This window comes from Photobacterium sp. GSS17 (assembly GCF_028621875.1).
Taxonomy (GTDB): domain Bacteria; phylum Pseudomonadota; class Gammaproteobacteria; order Enterobacterales; family Vibrionaceae; genus Photobacterium; species Photobacterium ganghwense.
This window is the reverse complement of sequence record NZ_CP117517.1, coordinates 3,484,490-3,506,641: the sequence shown is the minus strand read 5'-3', so window position 1 is coordinate 3,506,641 and position 22,152 is coordinate 3,484,490. Positions and strand designations below refer to the sequence as shown.

The following is a 22,152-nucleotide window of genomic DNA, read 5'->3' as shown; positions in this document are numbered from 1 at the left end:
GTCGGTGAGCGTCAAAGACAAAAACGCCTGCATCATGCAGGCGTTTTGATTTCCGGGCGACGGCGCTATTGCTTTGACGCCGCGCTTGCTTCGTGAGCTTAACGGCTCAGCGGTGCCGTGGCCTGCTGCAGCCAGGCCAGATCGTCACCTTGCAGAGACGGGCTGATCACGGCAAACACCGTTTGATGGTAGCGGTTCAGCCATGCCAGCTCGGTGTCTGTCAGCAGGGACAAGTCAACCAGACGGCGGTCAATCGGGGCACGGGTCAGCGACTCGAAACCCAGCATGGTCATGTCACCGGCGGTTTCCACTTCAACCACCAGTTCCAGGTTTTCAATTCGGATCCCGAAGGCGTCAGCGCGGTAGTAGCCCGGCTCATTTGACAGCACCATACCCGGCAGCAGAGCGGTTGGGTTATAGGCCTTGGCAATCCGCTGTGGCCCTTCGTGGACACTCAGGAAGTGGCCGACGCCGTGGCCGGTTCCGTGGTCGAAGTCAAAGCCGTGCGCCCACAGGTGCTGGCGAGCCAGTGCGTCCAGCTGCGAGCCGGTGGTGCCTTTCGGGAAGCGGGCAGAGGCAAGGGCAATGTGACCTTTAAGGACCAGCGTGAAGGTGTGCTTCACTTCGGCATCCGGCTCACCAACCGCAATCGTTCGGGTGATGTCGGTGGTGCCGTCCGGGTACTGGCCGCCTGAATCCACCAGGTAAACATTGTCCATCTCCAGCACGCTTGGCGCTGGCTGATTGGTGTGGTTGTAGTGGCACATCGCGGCATTGCCGCCAGCTGCCGAAATGGTATCGAAGCTGACATCGGTACAGCTGCTGTCTTCACAGCGGAACGTCCACAGCTGGTCGGCCAGCGTGCCTTCGTCCAGCAGGTTACCCTGAGCAACCTGACGGTCAACCCAGGCCAGGAATTTCGAGACCGCAACACCATCACGGATATGGCAGGCTTTCATACCGGCGATTTCGGTCGGGTTTTTCGCCGCTTTTGGCAGCAGGCACGGGTCGGCCGCCGCGATCAGCGTGGCTCCGGCACTCTGCAGGGTTTGGCTGGCCCAGGCATTGCTGGTGGCCGGATCCACGAGGACGGTTTTACCGCCAAGCTGGGTCAGGCTGGCTTCCAGATGCGCCGGATCCTGTACGCGGACACCGGTGCCGACATGGGCACTGAAGTCTTCCGGCAGGCGGGCCGGGTCAATGAAGAAGTCGACACTCTGATCGGCATGCAGGATCGCGGTGGACAACAGTACCGGCAGGCTTGGGATATCGCTGCCGCGGATGTTCAGCAGCCACGCAATACTGTCAAGCTGGGTCAGTAGCACAGCATCGGCTTTTTGCTTGGTCAGCGCGGCGGCGATTTGAGCGCGTTTGTCGGTGCTGCTGACCCCGACAAAATCCAGACTCATCAGTTTGGCATTGGACAGGGTCGGTGCCGGACGGTCATGCCACAATACATCGATCGGGTTTTCTGCAATCACGGTCAGTTCCAGCTCGCCCTGCACCTGCTCGCGGGTGCGGCTCAGCCAGGCACTGCTGTGCAGGCGCGGGTCGATCGCTATTTTGCTGCCGGTCGCCAGATTATCCAGCGCCCACTGAACCGGTGGCTCGTCAATCAGGTGGCGGTACTCGTAAACCTCGCCCGGCACCTGCTTGCGCACCTGCACGACGTAGCGGCCATCCACAAACATGGCGGCCTTGTCGCGGCTGATCACGGCCATACCGGCAGAGCCAGTGAAGCCGGTTGCCCACAGCAGGCGTTCATTGTGTGCCGGAATGTATTCGCCCAGGTATTCGTCTTCGTGGGGAATAAGAATCGCGTCGAGCTGGTTGTCGATCAGCCATTGGCGGATCTGCGCGACACGTTGCGAAATAGCTGCTTGCATGTGTGTATTTCCTTTCTAAGGGTCACCGTCCCTGTGACGGCATGAGGCCAGCCTGAATAGCTAACGCGGCTGAAAATGCCACGGCAGCGTTAACTGTGCAGGCTGTGATCACAATACGTTAACGCGTTTGCGATATGGCTGCAATTAGCCGACAGGCAAATCACGACAACGGCTGATAATAATCTGGCGTAACCAGCTGTGGCCGTGGTCTTTCTCCTGATGTTGATGCCAGAACAGGGTGTAGGCCATAGGAGGAAGCTCTGTCGGCAGCGGGATCACCACCAGGTCGAGCTGGGAGGCAATGTAGTTGGCGAAATGGCTGGGCGCGGTAAAGACAAAGTCGGTCTGGCTGCACAGGCACGCTGCGCTGTTGAAGTCCGGTACATACATGGCGATGTCGCGGGCAATACCGCGCTCGGCCAGCTTGTAATCCAGCAGCCAGCGGTCGTTACCGATGCAGCGTACCTGAATATGGCGCTGGGTCAGGTAGGTGGCTTCGTCCCAGGTTTGGGTCAGTGCCGGATGGCCTTTGCGGACGATGCAGCATTGGCGGTCGCGGCACAGCTCCTGAAACACTATCCCTTTGGGCGGCATCAAAGTGAGCATGGCGTCGGAGGGATTGAGATCTTTCCCGGTGATGCCGAAATCAATTTCACCGGCCTGGAGCTTGTCGAACGTGTTGGGCTCCCAGGCCTGGGTATCGATCGTCAGGTTCGGGCCTTCCGAGAAAATGTCACCGAGGAACTGGGGCAAAAACAGCGGGTAGGCACTTTCCACCAGTGCCATGGTGAAGTGGCGGTCACTGGTCTGCGGGGTAAAGGTCGGCGGCGCGGTCAGCTGATCGATTTCGTGCAGCAGGTGTTCCAGCATCGGCTGCAGGGCACGGGCGCGCGGGGTTGGCACCAGGCCGTGGGCTGAACGGGTAAACAGTGGGTCATCAAACTGTTCACGCAGCCGGTTCAGGCTTTTGCTGACCGCTGACTGGCTCAGGCACAAGCGTTTGGCGGCATAGGTGACACTGCCTTCTTCGAGCAGGACATGCAAGCACACCAGCAGATTCAGATCCATCCGGGCGAGTTTTTCAAAAGACACATTCACCTCCGCGTGAACAAGTGATATTCCATAAGGGAAATTAGGTGTTGAATATATACCATTTCAATTCATATCTCGAACCACGTAGACTTCCGCCATCACCCAATAGGATAGCTACATGAATACGAATACTTCTGCCGATACCCGCTTGGTCGCCCTGATGGTGATCCTGGTATTGTTTAGCCCGTTAGCCATTGATATTTACTTACCGGCTCTGCCTGTGATGGCCGATAACTTTGCCGTTGATTCGGCACGGGTGCAGGATACTGTGACCTGGTTTATGTTCAGCCTTGGCCTGGGCCAGTTGTTGGCCGGCCCGCTGGCAGACCGCATCGGGCGCCGTCCGATCGCGCTGGGCGGGATCGCCATTTACGGCATGAGTGCCGGGCTGGCGTATGTGGCGCAGACACTGGATCTGCTGCTGGTGGCACGTCTGCTGCAAGGCTTTGGTGCCTGTGCAACGTCGGTGGCGGCGTTTGCTGCTGTGCGTGACAGTTTCGGGCCGGAGAAAAGTGGCCGGATGATCAGCTACCTCAACGGCGCGATCTGTTTTATTCCGGCACTGGCACCGCTGCTGGGTACCTGGCTGACGCACCAGTTCGGCTGGCGCGCCAACTTCAGTTTCATGGCTGGTTTTGCCGTGGTGGCCGGGGCGCTGGTACTGACGTTGTTCCGCGAAACCCGTCCGGCCAATACCGATGTCTCAGGGGCGATGCTGAGCTGGTCGCGCTACCAGTCGGTGCTGCGTGAGCCGACCTTCCTGTACCACAGCACCATGTGCATGCTGGCGATGGCTGTGATTCTGGCCTACGTCACCTCGGCACCGGTCTGGCTGATGACTGAGCTGGGTGAAGATATGGGGCAGTTTACCCTGTGGTTCGGGGTGAATGCGGCGCTGAATATTCTCGCTTGTATGGTGGCACCGAAATATATCGACCGCTTCGGTTCGCGCCGGACCCTGAGCACCGGGCTGGCAATGCTGGTGATTGCCGGGATGGCGATGCTGATGCTAAGCCATATCCGTGAAGCCTGGGCGTTTATGGTGCCGATTTTCATGTCTTCGTTCGGCTTTGCCTTTGTGCTGGGCTCGGCGGCCGGTAAAGCACTGGCTCCGTTCGGCGACCGCGCCGGGACGGCGGCGGCATTGCTGGGACTGTTTCAGATGAGCGGCGCCGGGGCCATGGTCAGCCTGACCCAGCGTCTGGATTTGTCACCACCGGATTTGATGGTGCTGCAGATGTTCCTGCTGGTACCGGGGCTGCTGATTTTGTGGTCACGACTGGGTAAACGCTGGCATGCTCCTGCTGCCGCGTAAGCTGGTCTTACGCCGCATCCTGCGCTGAATGATGATACCAAGCGTGAACACGTACTCTCGCACAATAATTAGACGCCATCCCTTTTAAGGCGCTCGGGTCTCGACAACCCTTACCTCTGTTGCCTGCCACTGTGTGGCAGGCTTTTTTTTTGCCGCTGTTACCGTGCTACCGCCCGCGCCGTTGTGGCTCGGCCAGTGAGGGGGGGATGTGATGCCGGCGCTGGGATACCGAGAAAAAAGAGCCGGGCGGTTAACTGGCGGGTTGCTCGGCTTTCTGTGTTTTGCCTTTCCATTGCTGACAGAGCAGGCCGATGATAATCATGACCAGGCCCAGCAAGGTCGAGGAATGGATCTCTTCGCCGATGATCGTAGCCAGCAGCATCAGGGAAATAAATGGCGCGATAAAAATCAGGTTACTGATCCGCGCGGTGTTGCGGGTCATCTTCAGGGCATTGATCCACAGGACAAAGGTGATCCCCATTTCAAACAGCCCGACATAACTGACGGCGGCCCAGCCTTGCCAGGGGGCGGAAGGCCAACCCTGCAGGTACAGGCTGGCACCGACGGAAAACGGCAGGGAGATCAGAAAGCCCAGCAGCACGCTGATCACCGGATCGGCCTGATTTTTCGTGTTGAGGATCCAGTACATGGCCCACAGCAGGGTCGAGACCAGCGCCAGCGCAACGCCGGTCGGATTGTCAAACTCCAGCGCCAGCACATCCCCTTTGGTGGCAATCACGACGACCCCGGCATAGCCGAGCAGACAGGCTACCCAATCCTGCTTGCGGATCTTGTGGCCGAGGAATACGGCCGCCATCAACGTCAGGGTAATGGCCCAGCTGTAGTTCAGGGGCTGGGCCAGCGAGGCTGGCAACAGGTCGTAGGCCTGAAACAGAATCAGGTAATAGGCGAGGGGGTTGATGAGCCCCAGCGCAAGGTAATACAGCGGGCGGGAGCGTAAGGTGCGCCCCACCAGATGCAACTTGTTCTGATACGCCGCAATTGCCGTCAGAGCCAGGACCGAGACCGTGCTCGCGGCGGCCAGCATTTGCAGCGGAGTGAAAGATTGCAGGGTGATTTTGAAGGCCGTCGCGACGGTCGACCAGAGCAGCACGGCCGTCAGACCGTACCCAAGTGCGTAACGTTCGTTCATTGTGTATCCGTATTCCAAATAGCCAGCCATGGCTGCGCCCGTTGCAGGGGCAGCGGAAGTCCTCAGTCTATTTCATTGCCGCGGGCGGGTCGATGACCGGAAGGGAGGAAGGTCTGGTTTTTCTGCCTGAATACCGGCTTAGCGGGGTTTTGCTGGACATTTATCCAGTGTCATCTTAGCCTTGTGGCAGTGATTTCAGGGGCCAGAGCCCCTTCAACCATCAGGAACAAGCAACATGATAAACGAGTGGTTGTCCGGCTATGGACTGGCCATGGTGGCAGGTGTGTCCGGCTCGGTGCTGGCCGGGGCGATCTCTGCCTGGGTCGTCCGAAATCGCTGGCAGCAGGAGCTGCAGCTCCTGCGTCAGCAGGCCGAATCAGAACTGCGGCTGGCCCAGCACCGGGAGCAGCAGCTCAGCGGGCAGGTAGCAGAACAAACCCGGGATCTGGACGAGATGGATCTCGAACGGGATCGCCTGACGAACGAGCTGCGCCAGATGCACGGCCGGCTGGCGGCGGCGCTGGAAAAAATGCGCTACTTTGAAGCCCTCAAGAACGAAAAACAGTATCTGGCGGAGCAGCTGGACAATGCCCGGATGGCCAACGCCGGGCTGGAAGCCGATCTGCGCGAGCAGGAAGCGCGCCATATGGAAGAGCATAAGGCCGCGGCGGAAAAAATTGCCCTGCTGGAAAATGCCGAAGAGCGATTGCGGATTCAGTTCGAAAGTCTGGCCAACCGGGTGTTTGAGCAGAAAACCCAGCGCGTGGACGAGCAGAACCGGCTCAGCATGGAAAGCCTGCTGAGCCCGTTGCGCGAGCAGCTGGAAGGGTTTCGCAAGCAGGTCAACGACAACTTCAGTCAGGAAGCGCGGGAGCGCCATACCCTGGTGCATGAAATCAACAACCTCAAGCAGCTGAACGAGCAGATGGCGCGGGAAGCGGTGAACCTGACCCAGGCCCTGAAAGGCGATAACAAGGCTCAGGGCAACTGGGGTGAGGTGGTGCTGGCACGGGTACTGACCGAATCCGGTCTGCGTGAGGGTCACGAGTACCAGACACAGGTGAGCCTGGAAAGTGAATCCGGCAAGCGCTTTCAGCCGGATGTGGTGGTGCACCTGCCGCAGGATAAAGACGTGGTCATTGATGCCAAGATGTCGCTGGTGGCTTATGAACGCTACTATCACGCTGACACGGTGGCCGAGCAGGAACTGGCGCTCAGCGAGCATGTGGCTTCGGTACGCAGCCATATCCGCGGCCTGAGCCGCAAGGATTACCATCAGCTGCACGGAGTGAAAACCCTGGATTACGTGCTGATGTTTGTCCCGGTGGAGCCGGCGTTCCAGGCCGCGGTGGCCGCGGATCCGAGCCTGATTCGGGACGCCATGGAGCAGAACATTATGCTGGTCAGCCCGACCACCTTGCTGGTGGCACTGCGGACAATCAACAACCTGTGGCGCAACGAGCGTCAGAACCAGAATGCCAAGCAGATCGCCGAGCGTGCCAGCAAGCTGTATGACAAGCTGCGCCTGTTTGTGAATGACATGGAAGCGGTCGGCGCCTCGTTGGAAAAAGCCAGCCAGAGTTATCAGGGGGCGATGAGCAAGCTGGTGACCGGGCGGGGTAACGTGATTCGCCAGGCGGAAGGATTCCGCCAGCTTGGGGTGGAAGTTAAACGGGATATCTCACCGCTACTGGTTGAGCGTTCCCAGCTCGGTGCGGCTGATGACGAACCGGCATTGGGCGGGGGCGCCGTGCCGCCGCGCTCCCGTCTGACCGCAAATGAATGAGTCTAGTGCTTTGAGCAAACCTCCACCATCAAGTACACTAGGGCCTGTTTTTCTGAAAACGCCTGCTGCCGAAGCGGCCGTGAGATCAACAGGCTTTTGCGTTTCATACAAGTAACCATGACGGATTTAGCATGACGGACACCACACAAGAAACGACCCATTTTGGCTACCGGACTGTAGCCAAGGAAGATAAAGCAGAGCTGGTGGCTGAGGTATTCCACTCAGTCGCGGCGAAGTACGACATTATGAATGACCTGATGTCGATGGGCATCCACCGCGTCTGGAAGCGATTCACGATCGATTGCAGTGGTGTACGCCGTGGTCACAAAGTGCTGGATCTGGGCGGTGGTACCGGGGACCTGACGGCGAAGTTCTCCCGCATTGTGGGCGAAGACGGCCAGGTGATCCTGGCAGACATCAACAACTCGATGCTGAAAGTCGGTCGCAGCAAGCTGCGCGATATGGGCGTGGTGGGCAACGTCGGTTATGTGCAGGCTAACGCCGAGGAACTGCCGTTTCCGGATGATTTCTTCGACTGTATCACTATCAGCTTCTGTCTGCGTAACGTCACGGACAAGGACAAGGCGCTGCGTTCGATGTTCCGCGTGCTGAAGCCGGGCGGTCGCCTGCTGGTGCTGGAATTTTCCAAGCCGGTGTTTGAGCCGCTGTCGAAAATCTATGATGCGTACTCGTTCCACCTGCTGCCGAAAATGGGTGAGATGATTGCCAACGATGCCGAGAGCTACCGTTACCTGGCGGAATCTATCCGTATGCACCCGGATCAGGACACCCTGAAAGGGATGATGGAAGCCGCCGGCTTTGAACAAGCGACTTACCACAACCTGACAGGGGGCATTGTTGCCCTGCACCGTGGTTACAAATTCTGAGGTTCCCATGCCGTTAGATGCGTTGGTCACCGGAGCGATTGAAACCTCGCTCAATGCCCTGCTCAAAGATAATGACGAAAATCAGCGTCGCCTGACCCGCTTGCGCGGCAAAGTGATCGGTGTGACCGTCAACGAATTCGGCAAGCAGCTGTATTTTATCTTCAGCCAGCAAATTGATGTGCTGGCGGTGTTCGAAGGCGATGTTGATTGTCAGCTGGCCTTCAATCTGTCGGTGCTGCCGGAGCTGCGTCAGCAGGCAAACCTGACACAGCTGATCAAAGCCGACAAGCTGGCACTGGATGGCGACATTCAGCTGGCTCAGCAATTCTCTACATTACTCAGCGGGTTAAAACCGGATATTGAAGAAATATTATCGCAATATACCGGTGATATAGTGGCCCACACTTTGGTGAGCGGTATGAAACGTGGCGCTAATCTGGTCCGGCATGGACTGGCGCGTCGCCAGCGCGATCTCGCCGAAGTGATCACGGAAGAATGGCGACTGGCTCCCCAGGCTCTGGAAATTGCCCATTTTGCTGATCAGGTTGATGATCTGAAAACCGATGTGGCCCGCTGCGAGGCGCGCCTGAATCGTCTGTTGGAGCGTCACCCGGCATGATGGGATTTTCTGAACTGAAACGGCTTTATCAGATCACCTCCGTACAGTTGCGCTACGGCCTCGATGAACTGCTGCCGGACGATCCCCGTCTCAAGCTGCCCAAAGCTGCGCGCCAATCCTTGTTCTGGATTAAAAACCAGCACCCAGAGAAACCGCTGGGTGAGCGACTGCGCCTTGCGCTGCAGTCACTTGGGCCTGTCTGGATTAAGTTTGGTCAGATGATGTCGACCCGACGTGATCTGTTCCCGCCGCATATCGCCGACCAACTGGCGTTGCTGCAGGATCAGGTGGCGCCGTTTGACGGCAGGCTGGCCAAGCAGCAGATGGAAGCCGCTCTCGGCGGGCCGCTCGAAAACTGGTTCTTTGATTTCGATGAAACCCCGCTGGCCTCGGCTTCTATCGCCCAGGTCCATACGGCGCGGTTGAAGGAAAATGGCCGAGAAGTGGTACTGAAGGTGATCCGACCGGACATCCTGCCGGTGATTCAGGCGGATATTAAGCTGATGTACCGGATGGCCCGGATTCTGTCTCGCATCCTGCCGGAGGCGCGCCGCCTGCGGCCGGTCGAAGTGGTCCGCGAGTACGAGAAAACCTTGCTCGATGAGCTGAACCTGATGCGCGAAGCCGCGAACGGGATCCAGCTGCGACGCAACTTTGAAGACAGCGATATGCTGTACGTGCCGGAAGTCTTTACCGATCTGAGCCGCGAAAATCTGCTGGTCATGGAGCGGATTTACGGGATTCAGGTGTCGGATGTCAGTGCCCTGCTTGCCAACGGCACCGACATGAAAGTGCTGTCGGAAAACGCGGTGACGATTTTCTTCACTCAGGTGTTCCGAGACAGCTTCTTCCATGCCGATATGCACCCGGGTAATATTTTTGTCTCGCGGGAAAATCCGGAAAATCCGCAGTGGATTGCCCTCGATTGTGGCATTGTCGGCACCCTGAACCGGGATGACAAACGCTACCTGGCAGAAAACCTGCTGGCGTTTTTCAACCGGGATTACCGCAAGGTGGCGGAGCTGCATGTGGATTCCGGCTGGGTACCGCAAGATACCAATGTCGATGAGTTCGAATTTGCAATTCGCACGGTGTGTGAGCCGATTTTTGAAAAACCGCTGGCGGAAATTTCGTTCGGTCACGTACTGTTGAACCTGTTCAACACCGCGCGCCGCTTCAATATGGAAGTGCAGCCGCAGTTGGTGTTGCTGCAGAAAACCCTGCTGTACGTGGAAGGGTTGGGGCGTCAGCTGTATCCGCAGCTTGATTTGTGGGATACCGCCAAGCCGTTCCTGGAAGACTGGATGTCGCGTCAGGTCGGGCCGCAGGCCGTGATCGAAGGGGTCAAAAACCGGGCGCCGTTCTGGGCGGAAAAGTTACCCGAATTGCCGGAATTACTTTACGACAGTTTGCGCCAGGGCAATGCTTTGAACCAGCGAATCGATAAACTCTATGATCACTTCATGGAAAGTCGACGCTATCAGAGCCAGGCAAGGTTCCATTTTGGCATTGGTGCAACTCTGGTTGTATGTTCTGCCATACTTTTTAGTAATCATGTTGAAACCTATCCGGCGGTCAGTGCTGTAATGGGCGTCACGTTTTGGTTACTGGGGTGGCGTGCTTGCCGTAAATAGACGGTAAAGTATGCGGCCATTAAAGAAAACGTTTGGTTATCAACCACAATAAGCTGAGGTAAAACAAGCATGGGTGGTATTAGTATCTGGCAACTGCTGATTATTGCACTGATCATTGTGCTTCTGTTCGGAACCAAAAAACTGCGTTCACTGGGTGGTGACCTGGGCTCAGCGGTAAAAGGGTTCAAGAAAGCGATTAGCGACGATGAATCTGTTGCCAAGAAAGACGCGGACGCTGACTTTGAACAGAAAAAACTGGCAGAGCAGCAAGGTGATCAGGCTCAGAAGAGCCAGAAAGACAAAGAGCAGGTTTAACGCGTGTTTGATATCGGGTTCTGGGAACTGATACTGATCTCCGTCGTGGGATTGGTTGTACTGGGGCCGGAACGCCTACCCGTCGCGATCCGTACGGTATCGCGCTGGGTTGGCGCTGCTCGTAATATGGCGAACTCGGTGAAGGATGAACTGTCGCAGGAGCTCAAGCTCCAGGAACTGCAGGAAAACCTGAAAAAAGCTGAGCAGATGGGGATGAAAGATCTCTCGCCAGAGCTGAGGGACTCCGTCGAAGAGCTGAAGAAAGCCGCTTCTGACGTGCAGCGTCCCTACGCACCGAAAAACGAGGAGCAGCATTCGGCGACGACCTCTCAAAAGCAGGATTAATATACTTCACTATGTCTAGCGTTGACGAAACGCAGCCGTTATTCAGCCACCTTCTGGAGCTGCGTAACCGCCTGCTGCGTTCTATCCTGAGCGTTATTGTGGTGTTTCTTGGCCTGGTGTGGTTTGCCAACGATATCTATGCTTTCCTGTCGGCCCCGCTGGTAGAACGTCTGCCAGAGGGAGCCTCAATGATTGCAACGGATGTGGCATCCCCCTTCTTTACGCCAATTAAACTTACCCTGGTAACGTCAGTCTTTATTGCGGTACCGTTGATTCTGTACCAGGTCTGGGCGTTTGTGGCGCCGGGTCTGTACAAGCATGAGCGCCGCCTGATTATGCCGTTGCTGTTTTCCAGCTCGGTATTGTTTTACGCCGGTGTCGCGTTTGCGTATTTCGTTGTCTTCCCGTTGGTGTTTGGGTTTTTTACCAGTATCGCACCGGAAGGAGTACAGGTCGCGACCGATATCTCCAGCTACCTCGACTTTGTGCTGGCCCTGTTTATGGCGTTTGGCATCGCGTTTGAAATTCCGGTTGCCATCATATTGTTGTGCTGGACCGGGGCGACGGATCCGCAAAGCCTGCGCAGCAAGCGCCCGTACATCATTGTGGCGGCGTTTGTGGTGGGCATGTTGCTGACGCCGCCAGACATCATTTCGCAGACGCTGCTGGCCATCCCGATGTGCTTGCTGTTTGAAGTGGGTCTGTTCTTCTCGCGGTTTTACGTGAGAAGTGAAGATGAAGTGTCGTCTGAGGACTAACCGCGCAATTGGGGCTGAGCCTTTTCTGTGAGCATAAAAAAACCGGCCTTAATGGCCGGTTTTTTTATTGATGGTCAGTGCGAAACGTCAGTGAAAAATAGCATACAGAGCACAGGCTAAAAACACCGCGCCGAACTGACCAAGCTGCATCAGACTTATTGCTTCTGCATGGCAACCATCGAGATGATGTTGCCTTTGCTATTTAAGGTACTGCGGTACAGGACGCCCTGATCCCAGTTCTTACCAGCCGGTGCATATTCCCAGCGGTTGATCTTCGTGTTCTGGCAGGTGTCGTTTTGTAACTCGTCATCGTCACACCAGCGGATCGTCGTGTTCAGCTGAGACAGGGTCGCCTTGCTGTCATTGTTGGCCCCGTTGGTCTTAAACCACCAGTAGTCCATTGCAGCCAGCTCGTCATAGGTGGCGAATTCGTCAAGCGTTTCTGTTTCGCATTTCCCAACGAACTCTTCACCTTTCACGGTGACACCTTTATCGTCGAAGGTAAACGTTGAGATCACTTTATCGACACAACCCGGGCGGCTGGCAACGGCTTTCCAGGTGCCGCGGAAGTCGACGTAACGCTCGGCATCCGCATTGTCTACCAGGTAGGCAAAGCTGACGGCGGTTTCTTTACGGCCTTTGTGCTCGCCGCTCAGTACTTCTTCGTTGCTGACAACGGTGTAGACACCTGTCACCGCATTGTAGCTGGTGTACATGGTCTCTTTCTGAATATCCGAGCCGTCCTGCTCATCGCTGTCATCGAACTGGGTGATTTCGAAACCTGTCATGGCTGACTCAGTACAGTTCTTGTCGGCCAGGCAAGTGAACAGTCGACCGTGTTTTTTCAGCTCATCCCAGCTGAAGGTTTCATCGGCCAGAGTGGTTTCAGACGGATCCTGCAGCGAATAGCTGAATGCTGAGCCTAGCTGGAACTGGCTGTTCATTTCAACTGGCTTACCGTTACAGGTTGCGTAACCTGCTTCGCTGTCATCTTCGCTGACAAAAACACTGTTGATGCCTTCGGCATCCAGGCAGCTCAGGTAAGCCTGGGCATAGCTATCGCTCAGCGTTGAATCATTGGCGCCTTTCAATACCGTCAGGTGTTGTTCGTCAAGACGCAGCGTCATGGCGCTCAGCCCTTGAGTGGCTTTGAACAGCTCGTCGCCCAGCAGTTGGTCAGCGTGGACGTACAGACGCTCTTGAACGTTGGCATTTTTTGCTGCCAGGGTAACGTCAATCGTGCGTAGGTACTTACCAGAGCCTTTCTGCCAGTCAGCCAGAGTAGTGGTGCTGCCCAGTTCAATATCTTTCAGAGAAGCCTGCAGGTGAGCCAGTGCAGCTGATTCATCGACCCACTGGGTGATTTCCAGTGATTCCTTCAGCGGTTGTGCGGAATCCATGTCGCCCAGGTCAACTTGCTTCAGAGCGGTGAGGGTGGCCTCTGAAGGCGCTTTAATGCTCTCTGGCAGGGTGATGGCACCGTCCTCGGCGTTATCCATGCTTTGCAGCATACGCGCCAGGTTCAGGGCTTTCTGGTAGTTACCGCCAGTTACTTCAAACGGAGAAACGACAGCACGGGCTGAAACGCTGCCCAGACGCAGGCCGTTTTCGCCGCCAAGGTAGAATGTGACGGTATCGCCTTCAGTCAGGGAGAAGGTACCGTCAGCATCGGTCAAACCCCGTTTGCCGCTTGGTTGCGCGACGTAGTACAGGCCTTCAACCGGCGCATCAATGAATTTCCCTTGCGTTAAAGGTTGTTCAGTCTGGCCGGAATTACCATTATTGCCGCCATTGTCAGTGCTTGAGTTACTCGATGAACCACCGCCACAGCCTGAAAGTGTGAGGGCTGCAACCAGAGAGGCGGTCAGCATGGAGTACTTGAATTGCATACTTTGTTCCTTGTAATGCTATGAGTTAAAAGACTTATTAGTTATTTTTTATGTGCCGGCGTGCCACCGACGGGGGGAAGTTATAAGGTTTGTTGAGAGTATTATCAATCTTTAAATGCATAAAGTGGCTTATCACTATGATGCGTGTAACACTTTGCACCTAAAAGCAGAATGGTGTTGGTGGATGAGGGGCGGATATCAAACACAAAAAAAGCCAGCACCGGGGTGCTGGCTTGAGAATGCTGCGGGGAACCGCGGTTAGAAAATCAGGTGTGCTACCAGTGCGATCACTGGCAGAGTCACCAGGGTGCGCAGGATGAAGATCATGAACAGTTCCCACGGCTTCACCGGGATTTTACTGCCGATCAGCAGGGCACCGATTTCTGACATGTAAATCAGCTGAGTAACCGACATGGCGGCAATCACAAAGCGGGTCAGGTCGCTCTCAATGCCTGACGCCAGGATGGACGGCAGGAACATATCAGCAAAACCCACCACGATGGTTTCAGAGGCTGCTGCCGCTTCCGGGATTTGCAGCAGTTCTAGGAACGGAATGAACGGCTTGCCCAGAATGCTGAATACCGGCGTGTTTTCTGCAATGATCAGCGCGGTTGTCCCGATCGCCATGACTACCGGCAGAACCCCAAAAATCATGTCTACGGCGTTTTTCGCCCCTTCGGCCAACACGCTGCGCATGCTGGTGACCTGGCTGGCTTTCTCCAGTGCCTGCTCCAGACCATAACCAATGATGGTTTTCCCTTCCGGCACGGCTTCAATGTCTTCTTTCAGTGTTTCACCGTCGATGTAACGGTCTTTCTTCCAGGACAGCGGCGGCAGGCGTGGGACGATCACTGCAGCAACAAAACCTGCCAGACAAACGGTCAGGTAGAAAGGTACGAACATGTGCTCAAGGTTAACCTGAGCAATGACCACCAGACTGAAAGTGATGGAAACCGCGGTAAAGGTGGTGCCGATCACGGCTGCTTCACGCTCGGTATAAATTTTGCTTTCGTACTGCTTGCTGGTCATCAGGACACCGACACTGCCGTCGCCCAGCCAGGAAGCAAAACAGTTCACCGCAGAACGGCCCGGCAGGTTAAACAGTGGACGCATGATGCGGGTCAGCAGCGTGCCGGCAAATTCCAGCAGACCAAAGTTCAGCAGCAGCGGCAGCAGCAGCCCGGCAAACAGAAATACTGAGAACAGGACCGGCAGCAGATCGTTCAGTACCAGACCGCCGGTATTGGCGTGATGGATCATTTCCGGACCCACACCGAAGTAGGTCATCAGGACGAAGATCGCCCCCAGTTGCTGCACGGCGAACCATGGCAGGCTCGGATTGAACAGGGCGCTGAGGAAGCTGTTTTCCACTACGGCTTTAGGTTTCAGCAGCTTGGTGGCTACTGTCGCCACAGCAGTAAGAGTGATAACAAAAGTGACGATAGTGGTCAGCATTCCCTCGAACAGGGCCTGTACCGATTTGGCCAGTACGGCGATCGGGATCGTCAGGGTGTCCTGGTAGTTAATCGGTGCCATGAAGAGAAAGACACCCAGTAGAGACGGCAGAAGGAACATCGTCCAGGTAGCCTTCTTGACCGGTTGTGTTATGACTTGATCCTGCATCTTTGACCTTTAAGTAATTGTTTTCTGTAAAAAGCAATTAAGTGCTTCAGTGTCATTGGAATAAGTATTCATTGATTATCCATAATCAGAAGTTCGAAGATTACAGTTTTTTGCTAAAAAATGAAATACTTTACGGTATTTTTTGTGTTTTTATTCATATTATATCGAGGGGTGGGGAATATTTAGTGAAGTGTGTTGTTGCGAGGTGATCAGCTAAGTGCCCGAAAACACTGGCTCTAACGACCATAGAGCCAGTGGTGTTAAAGAATAAATACTCAATGTTAAGAGATAGTTAACGCATTTTTGGTCGTTGCGTGGTGGGTCGTCACGCTGTAGGTTTTTGCCTTAATATCCGAAAGGAAATGCCAGGTGGTGTCAATTGCGTCGTGACGGATGTCCAGGCGCATGAAGCCGCGCTGCTTCAGGTTGGTCCATTGCAGAGCCGTCACCAGGTTCGGCAACATGAGCTCCATCTGGTTAATGACGGCATCGTCCAGCCCGAGGTAGGTTTCCATCCCCGGCGAGCTGACCGAGTGCGTGGCAAACTCTACCCCGACCGTGTCACCGCTGTGGTTTTTCAGCTCGCTGCACCAGGCGTTATGGGTGTCACCCGCCAGGCAGACAAGCTGCTTGCCCAGCTGCTGCGCCACGCTGTAGAGCCATTCCCGTTCCATATAGAAGCCGTCCCATGCATCGAGGTTGTAAGGCAGCAACAGGGGATCGGACGACGGATCCGTCAGGTAAGCCTGAATGGCCTGATTGAGCGCCAGCATCGCCGCCGGTTTGCTATCTGCCGGAGCCTGATACATGGCCAGCAGGGCCGTCATCACGGTGCTCGGCAGCTCCATTTTCGCCATCAGGATCTGCTGACCAAGCAGGCTCCATTTGCCACTGTGACTGGCCATCTGGTTTAGCAGCCACTGTTTCTGGTCAGTGCCCAGCAACTGACGATCGGCCGCTCTGGCCTGCATCAGCAACCCGGTGATGGCGTCCGGGGTGAATGATTCAAGGGCAAAGTAGTCCAGCGGCTGATCGCGGGCAACCACGCGGGTATCGAGCATGTAGAGATCCAGCAGGTCACCGAAGCGGAAGTCACGGTAGATAATCACGCTGGAGGCCGGGTTTTCGCGCACCGGCATCCATTCGAGCCAGGCAGCGGCAGCGGCAGCGCGGCGTTCAGCAAACACGCCTTCGTTCAGCTGGTGGTTTTCGGCACCGTCGCGCCAGGTATCGTTGGCAATCTCATGATCGTCCCAGACCGCAATCATCGGCAGCGCAGCATGCATGGCCTGCAGATCCGGATCGCTGCGGTACTGGGCGTAGCGGGTGCGGTAGTCATTCATTGTCAGGCATTCCGTGCCGCCGCTCGGCAGCCGTTCCAGGGCTTCGGCATCTTCGGTTGCATAGCCGCCGGTACCGTATTCGTAGATGTAATCGCCGAGGTGGAGCACGGCATCCAGAGGGGCCTGCTGGTGCTGGTTCAGGATTTCGCGGTAGGCGTGGAAGTACCCGGCCGGGTAGTTGGCGCAGGAGACGACCGCCAGTGCCGCTTGCTCCAGGTGTCCGGTGGCCAGGGTTTTGGTCTCACCAACCGGGCTGACGGTATCCTGGCTGCGGAACCGGTAGAAGTAGTGGGTCGCCGGGGCGAGCTGGTCCGCATCGATCTTGACCGTGAAGTCGCGTGACATGTCGGTGAGGGTTTCTCCGGCGCGGACAATCTGGCTGAACCCACGGTCGGTGGCCACTTCCCACTGTACGTTCAGTTGGCGGGCATCGGTGGTTAAGCGGGTCCAGAGAATCACCGCTTCTGCGGTCGGGTCGCCACTGGCAACGCCGTGGTTGAAGGCGATGGAGGCGGTGCGGCCATCGGGAGTGTCATCGCTGCCACAACCGATCAGGGTTGTGGCCACCGCTCCGGACGACAGAGTTTTGATAAAGCCTCGGCGCGACAAAGACATAGCATTTCCTTTTACTGAATGTTCGGGCTGATAAAAATGGAGTAATTGTTCTGGTCAAACCAGTGCGGGGAGACTCACACGCCGAGATGACACTTTCGTGTCAGGCGGGTGATCATTCGTTGACGCGGGAGAAGATGGTAGGGAAACGGGAAAGTGGCACAATGCCGTCGGCCACCCCCTGACCCAACACAGAAAGGCCAGGTAAAAAAAGGCCAGCCTGAGTGGCTGGCCTGAAAGCTTAGCGGTGATTGTGTGCAATCACGCGGTTAGCGCATAGTAACAAACTCTTCGGAGCCGGTCGGGTGGATAGCCACGACGCTGTCGAAGTCGGCTTTGGTTGCGCCCATTTTCATTGCCACGCCGAAGCCCTGAATCATCTCGTCTACGGTGTAGCCGATACCGTGCAGGCCAACGACTTTCTCGTCAGCGCCCGCGCACACCAGTTTCATTTTGCATGGCTGGCGGCTGGTGGTCACTGCGGTGTACATCGCTGTGAAGGTCGAGGTGTACACCTTCACGTTGTCTTCGCCGTATTGCGCGATAGCTTCTGGCTCGGTCAGGCCGATAGTGCCGATTGGCGGGTGGCTGAAGACGACGGTCGGCACCAGCTTGTAATCCATCTTCGCGTCAGGCTTGTTGTTGAACAGGCGCTCAGACAGCTGGCGGCCCGCTTTCACGGCGACCGGCGTCAGTTCGATGCCGCCTTCCATGATGTCGCCGACACAGTAGATGCCGTCAACGTTGGTGCGCTGGTACTCATCAACCTTGATGTAGCCGCGTTCGTTGGTGGCGACACCGGTCGCTGCCAGGTTAATCGCATCGGTCGCCGGGTGACGGCCAATCGCCCAGATCAGCAGATCGGTGTTATGGGACTCGCCGTTTTCAAAATGCAGGGTCAGGCTGCCGTCGGCTTCCTTTACCACTTCTTTCGGTACGGAATGGGTGTGCAGCGTCGGGCCTTCTTTGTCCATCACTTCCACCAGGGTGTCGATGATCATCGGGTCAAAGCTGCGCAGCGGCGATTCTTTACGGACGAACAGGTGGGTGTCGGTGCCCAGTGCGTGCAGTACGCCGGCAATTTCAACCGCGATGTAACCGGCGCCGATCACGGCGGTACGTTTTGGCTGGGCGTCCAGCTCGAAGAAACCGTTGGAGTCGATACCGTGCTCGGCACCTGGAATGTTCGGAATGGTCGGACGGCCGCCCACGGCGATCAGGATGTGATCTGCGGTGTAGTGTTCGCCGTTCACTTCGATGGTTTTGCTGTCGACGAACGTGGCGAATCCGTTGATCACTTCAATCTGGTTTTTGCCCAGCACGTTGTCGTAGGCGGTGTGGATACGGCCGATGTAAGCTTCGCGGCTTTCTACCAGTTTGCTCCAGTCGAAGTTTTTCACATCGACGTCAAAGCCGTAGTCTTTTGCGTACAGGTGCATGGCTTCGGCAATTTGGGCACCGTGCCACATTACTTTTTTCGGCACACAGCCGACGTTAACACAGGTACCACCGAGGGCTTTGGCTTCAACCAGTGCGACTTTGGCACCATACATTGCTGCACGGTTTGCTGAGGCAATACCGCCGCTGCCGCCGCCGATACAAATGTAATCAAAATGCTTTGCCATGACTTTCTCCGCTAGGACTTTACGATTTATTAGCTCGACAGTGTAATAAAGAAAGCAGGGAGATACGAGAGGCGGGAAGGGAGAATGTCGGGACGGAACTGGCAAGACACATGGCCGCCCGGTGACAGGCAGCCATGGAGGAAGGTATTACTCTGGGACAATCCAGTCCACTTTGTAGAAGCCGTGCGTCGGGGCAATGGCTTCCTGCAGCCACGGCAGGATCGCTTGCATCTGTGATTCCAGCTTCCACGGCGGGTTAATCACGATCATTCCGGAGGCAGTCATGCCGCGCTCGTCGGTATCCGGCTCTACTCCCAGCTCGATTTGCAGGATTTTGCGGATGCCGAGATTTTCCAGCCCTTGGATCATCTTGTCGATGTTCTCGCGGTACACCACCGGATACCAGATCGCGTACGTACCGGTTGCCCAGCGCTTGTAGCTCTCCTGAATCGCTTTCACCACGTCCATGTACTCGTGCTTGAGCTCATAGGGTGGATCGATCAGCACCACGCCACGACGCTCTTTCGGCGGCAGGCTAGCCTTCAGGCGGGCAAACGCATCTTCTTTGTAGATACGGACCTGGCGATCGCCGCGGAATTCCTGCAGCAGCAGCGGGAAGTCGCTCGGGTGCAGCTCGGTCAGCACCATGCGGTCCTGCTCACGCAGCTGAGCGCGGGCCACTTTCGGCGAGCCCGGGTAGTAGCGCAAGGTGTCGCCGTCGTTCAGGGCTTTGATCGCGTCGATGTAGCTGGCGATGTCGGCCGGGATGTCGTCACGCTGCCAGATGCGGGCAATGCCTTGCTTGTATTCGCCGGTTTTCTCGCTGCGCTCGTCCTGCAGATCGTAACGGCCCACGCCAGAGTGGGTATCGTGGTAAACGAACGGCTTATCCTTTTGCTTCAGGGCATCCAGGATCAGGCTTTGAACAATGTGTTTCACCACATCAGCGTGGTTGCCGGCGTGGAAACTGTGGCGGTAGCTCAGCATGGCTGGGATCTCGACAGAAAAAAGTGATGAATAAGGCCCGTATTATGGCGATTTGCCAGCGAATAGCCAGTATCCGCCGCAGACTTTCACGGCTGTGATGTTAAATTCAGGTTAAAATGATAGGATTGGTCGGATGACTGACGTGACCAAGGGATTGAATTTACACGTCGGAAGACGCATCTATTACAGGACAATCGATTGAAGGAAATGCGTATGTCTAACCCATTACTTACGATGACGGATTTGCCTCCGTTTTCACTCATTAAACCTGAACATGTTAAACCGGCCGTTGAGCAGGCGATTGCCGACTGCCGGGCGGCAGTGGAAACCGTGCTGGCAAACGACGCCGCCCCGAGCTGGGACACCATTTGTGCGCCGCTGGCGGAGTCTGATGACCGTCTGAGCCGTATCTGGTCGCCAATCGGCCACCTCAATGGGGTACAGAACAGTAATGAGCTGCGTGAGGCATATGAAAGCTGCCTGCCGCTGCTGTCTGACTACAGCACTTGGCTGGGCCAACACAAAGGGTTGTATGAAGCCTATAAGGCCATCAAAGCAGACGAGAGCTTTGACAGCCTGAGCCCGGCGCAGCAGAAATCAATCACCGACGCGCTGCGTGAGTTTGAACTGTCCGGTATCGGCCTGCCAGCCAAAGAGCAGCACCGTTTCGGCGAGATCAGCAAACGTCTGTCTGAGCTGGCTTCGACCTTCAGCAACAATGTGCTGGATGCCACCATGGGCTGGAGCAAGCTGATCACCGATGAGGCCGAGCTGGCCGGATTGCCGGAATCGGCACTGCAGGCTGCCCAGGCGGCTGCCCAAGCCAAAGAGCAAGACGGCTACCTGTTCACCCTCGACATTCCGTCTTACCTGCCGGTGATGACCTACTGCGAAAACCGTGCCCTGCGTCAGGAAATGTACGAGGCGTTTGTGACCCGTGCGTCTGATCGCGGCCCGAATGCCGGTAAGTGGGACAACAGCGAAATCATTGCGGAGAAGCTGAAGCTGAGCCATGAAATCGCGCGTCTGCTGGGCTTTAACACGTACAGCGAAAAATCGCTGGCGACCAAAATGGCGGAAACCACTGAGCAGGTGCTGGGCTTCCTGAACGATCTGGCGAGCCGTGCCAAGCCGCAGGGCGAGCGCGAAGTGGCAGAGCTGCGCGAGTTTGCCAAGACCGAGTTCGGGGCTGACGAGCTTGAGCCGTGGGACTTTGGTTTCTACGCAGAAAAACTGAAGCAGCACCGCTACAGCATTTCTGATGAGCAACTGCGCCCGTACTTCCCGGAGCACAAAGTGGTGTCAGGTCTGTTTGAAGTCCTTAAGCGTGTGTTCGGGATGGACGTCAAAGAGCGTGAAGGTGTGGATACCTGGCACGAGTCGGTCAAGTTTTACGACATCTTTGACAGTAAGGGTGATCTGCGCGGCAGCTTCTACCTGGATCTGTATGCCCGTGAAAACAAACGCGGCGGCGCCTGGATGGATGAATGTATTGTCCGTCGTACCCGCGCTGACGGCAGCCTGCAGCATCCGGTCGCTTACCTGACCTGTAACTTCAACAAACCGGTCGGCGGCAAGCCGGCGCTGTTTACTCACGATGAAGTGGTGACTCTGTTCCACGAAACCGGTCACGGCATCCACCACATGCTGACACAGGTTGATGTCCCGGCAGTCTCCGGCATCAACGGGGTGCCATGGGATGCGGTAGAGCTGCCAAGCCAGTTCCTGGAAAACTGGTGCTGGGAAGAAGAGGCACTGGCCTTCATTTCCGGTCACTACGAAACCGGCGAGCCGCTGCCAAAAGAAATGCTGGAAAAAATGCTGGCAGCCAAGAACTTCCAGTCGGCGATGGGCCTGCTACGTCAGTTGGAATTCGGCCTGTTCGATTTCACGCTGTACACGGAGTACGACCCGGAAATCGGCGCCAAAGTGCAGGACACCCTACACAGCATCAAATCGCGTGTGTCGGTGGTGCCGAGTCCGGAATGGGGCCGTTTCCCGCACAGCTTCAGCCATATCTTCGCCGGAGGCTACAGTGCCGGTTACTACAGCTACCTGTGGGCCGAAGTGCTGTCTGCCGATGCGTACTCGCGCTTTGAGGAGGAAGGTATTTTCAACGCCGACACCGGTGCCAGCTTCCTTGATTGCATTCTGGAGCGTGGCGGCAGTGAAGAGCCGATGGCGCTGTTCAAGCGTTTCCGTGGCCGCGAGCCGCAGATTGATGCGCTGCTGCGTCATTCCGGCATCACCGGGTAAGTACGGGTTGGCCTGGCCATGATCACT

The 22,152-nt window shown here is 56.4% G+C and carries 17 protein-coding genes; 9 read left to right on the top strand and 8 right to left on the bottom strand.

Annotated features, from left to right (window positions below):
• Positions 1 to 98: 98 nt before the first annotated feature.
• Both PGW97_RS16045 and PGW97_RS16040 read right to left on the bottom strand, forming a co-directional pair.
• Positions 99 to 1,886, bottom strand: a complete 1,788-nt coding sequence (locus tag PGW97_RS16045; protein WP_273857990.1) for an aminopeptidase P family protein — start codon at positions 1,884 to 1,886, stop codon at positions 99 to 101.
• 144 nt (positions 1,887 to 2,030) lie between these two features.
• A complete protein-coding gene (locus PGW97_RS16040; protein ID WP_273857988.1) occupies positions 2,031 to 2,978 on the bottom strand; it encodes a LysR substrate-binding domain-containing protein in 948 nt (315 codons plus the stop codon).
• Between the two features lie 118 nt (positions 2,979 to 3,096).
• Here PGW97_RS16040 and PGW97_RS16035 point away from each other — a divergent pair, with 118 nt between their 5' ends.
• Complete coding sequence (locus tag PGW97_RS16035; protein ID WP_273857986.1) at positions 3,097 to 4,293, top strand: multidrug effflux MFS transporter; 1,197 nt, start codon at positions 3,097 to 3,099, stop codon at positions 4,291 to 4,293.
• A 250-nt stretch (positions 4,294 to 4,543) separates the two neighbouring features.
• On the opposite strand, the gene PGW97_RS16030 is transcribed toward PGW97_RS16035, so the two are convergent.
• Entirely contained in the window at positions 4,544 to 5,446 is a 903-nt protein-coding gene (locus tag PGW97_RS16030; RefSeq protein WP_047887315.1) for a DMT family transporter, read from the bottom strand.
• Between the two features lie 235 nt (positions 5,447 to 5,681).
• Here PGW97_RS16030 and rmuC point away from each other — a divergent pair, with 235 nt between their 5' ends.
• From rmuC to tatC, 7 genes are all read left to right on the top strand, one after another.
• A complete protein-coding gene (rmuC, locus tag PGW97_RS16025) occupies positions 5,682 to 7,232 on the top strand; it encodes a DNA recombination protein RmuC (RefSeq protein WP_273857983.1) in 1,551 nt (516 codons plus the stop codon).
• A 131-nt stretch (positions 7,233 to 7,363) separates the two neighbouring features.
• Positions 7,364 to 8,119 carry a bifunctional demethylmenaquinone methyltransferase/2-methoxy-6-polyprenyl-1,4-benzoquinol methylase UbiE gene (gene ubiE, locus PGW97_RS16020; RefSeq protein WP_047887314.1) on the top strand — a complete coding sequence of 252 codons (756 nt, stop codon included), beginning with the start codon at positions 7,364 to 7,366 and terminating at the stop codon, positions 8,117 to 8,119.
• Between the two features lie 7 nt (positions 8,120 to 8,126).
• Positions 8,127 to 8,738, top strand: coding sequence for a ubiquinone biosynthesis accessory factor UbiJ (locus PGW97_RS16015; protein WP_217391247.1), 612 nt, complete (start codon positions 8,127 to 8,129; stop codon positions 8,736 to 8,738).
• Positions 8,738 to 10,372: a ubiquinone biosynthesis regulatory protein kinase UbiB gene (gene ubiB / locus PGW97_RS16010; RefSeq protein ID WP_273859678.1), complete on the top strand. Its 1,635-nt coding sequence runs from the start codon at positions 8,738 to 8,740 to the stop codon at positions 10,370 to 10,372. The genes PGW97_RS16015 and ubiB overlap by 1 nt, the downstream gene beginning before the upstream one ends.
• A gap of 69 nt (positions 10,373 to 10,441) precedes the next feature.
• Positions 10,442 to 10,687 (top strand): Sec-independent protein translocase subunit TatA, encoded by a 246-nt coding sequence (gene tatA, locus PGW97_RS16005; protein ID WP_047887312.1) that lies wholly within the window; start codon positions 10,442 to 10,444, stop codon positions 10,685 to 10,687.
• 3 nt (positions 10,688 to 10,690) lie between these two features.
• On the top strand, positions 10,691 to 11,032 hold the full coding sequence (tatB, locus tag PGW97_RS16000) for a Sec-independent protein translocase protein TatB (protein WP_047887311.1): 342 nt from the start codon (positions 10,691 to 10,693) through the stop codon (positions 11,030 to 11,032).
• Between the two features lie 11 nt (positions 11,033 to 11,043).
• On the top strand, positions 11,044 to 11,790 hold the full coding sequence (gene tatC, locus PGW97_RS15995) for a Sec-independent protein translocase subunit TatC (protein WP_047887310.1): 747 nt from the start codon (positions 11,044 to 11,046) through the stop codon (positions 11,788 to 11,790).
• 155 nt (positions 11,791 to 11,945) lie between these two features.
• Here tatC and PGW97_RS15990 read toward each other — a convergent pair whose 3' ends face one another.
• The 5 genes from PGW97_RS15990 to PGW97_RS15970 all read right to left on the bottom strand — a co-directional run bounded on the left by PGW97_RS15990 (position 11,946) and on the right by PGW97_RS15970 (position 19,869).
• Positions 11,946 to 13,679 carry a hypothetical protein gene (locus PGW97_RS15990; RefSeq protein WP_273857982.1) on the bottom strand — a complete coding sequence of 578 codons (1,734 nt, stop codon included), beginning with the start codon at positions 13,677 to 13,679 and terminating at the stop codon, positions 11,946 to 11,948.
• A gap of 258 nt (positions 13,680 to 13,937) precedes the next feature.
• The gene (locus tag PGW97_RS15985; protein ID WP_047887308.1) at positions 13,938 to 15,302 is read right to left on the bottom strand and encodes a YjiH family protein; all 1,365 of its coding nucleotides are present in this window, start codon (positions 15,300 to 15,302) and stop codon (positions 13,938 to 13,940) included.
• A 281-nt stretch (positions 15,303 to 15,583) separates the two neighbouring features.
• Complete coding sequence (locus tag PGW97_RS15980; RefSeq protein WP_273857981.1) at positions 15,584 to 17,260, bottom strand: alkaline phosphatase D family protein; 1,677 nt, start codon at positions 17,258 to 17,260, stop codon at positions 15,584 to 15,586.
• A gap of 266 nt (positions 17,261 to 17,526) precedes the next feature.
• Complete coding sequence (gene gorA / locus PGW97_RS15975) at positions 17,527 to 18,882, bottom strand: glutathione-disulfide reductase (RefSeq protein ID WP_273857980.1); 1,356 nt, start codon at positions 18,880 to 18,882, stop codon at positions 17,527 to 17,529.
• A gap of 147 nt (positions 18,883 to 19,029) precedes the next feature.
• Positions 19,030 to 19,869: a 23S rRNA (adenine(2030)-N(6))-methyltransferase RlmJ gene (locus PGW97_RS15970; RefSeq protein WP_217391243.1), complete on the bottom strand. Its 840-nt coding sequence runs from the start codon at positions 19,867 to 19,869 to the stop codon at positions 19,030 to 19,032.
• 213 nt (positions 19,870 to 20,082) lie between these two features.
• Between PGW97_RS15970 and prlC the strand changes: the two genes are divergently transcribed.
• Positions 20,083 to 22,125, top strand: a complete 2,043-nt coding sequence (gene prlC / locus PGW97_RS15965; RefSeq protein WP_273857977.1) for an oligopeptidase A — start codon at positions 20,083 to 20,085, stop codon at positions 22,123 to 22,125.
• Positions 22,126 to 22,152 lie beyond the last annotated feature (27 nt).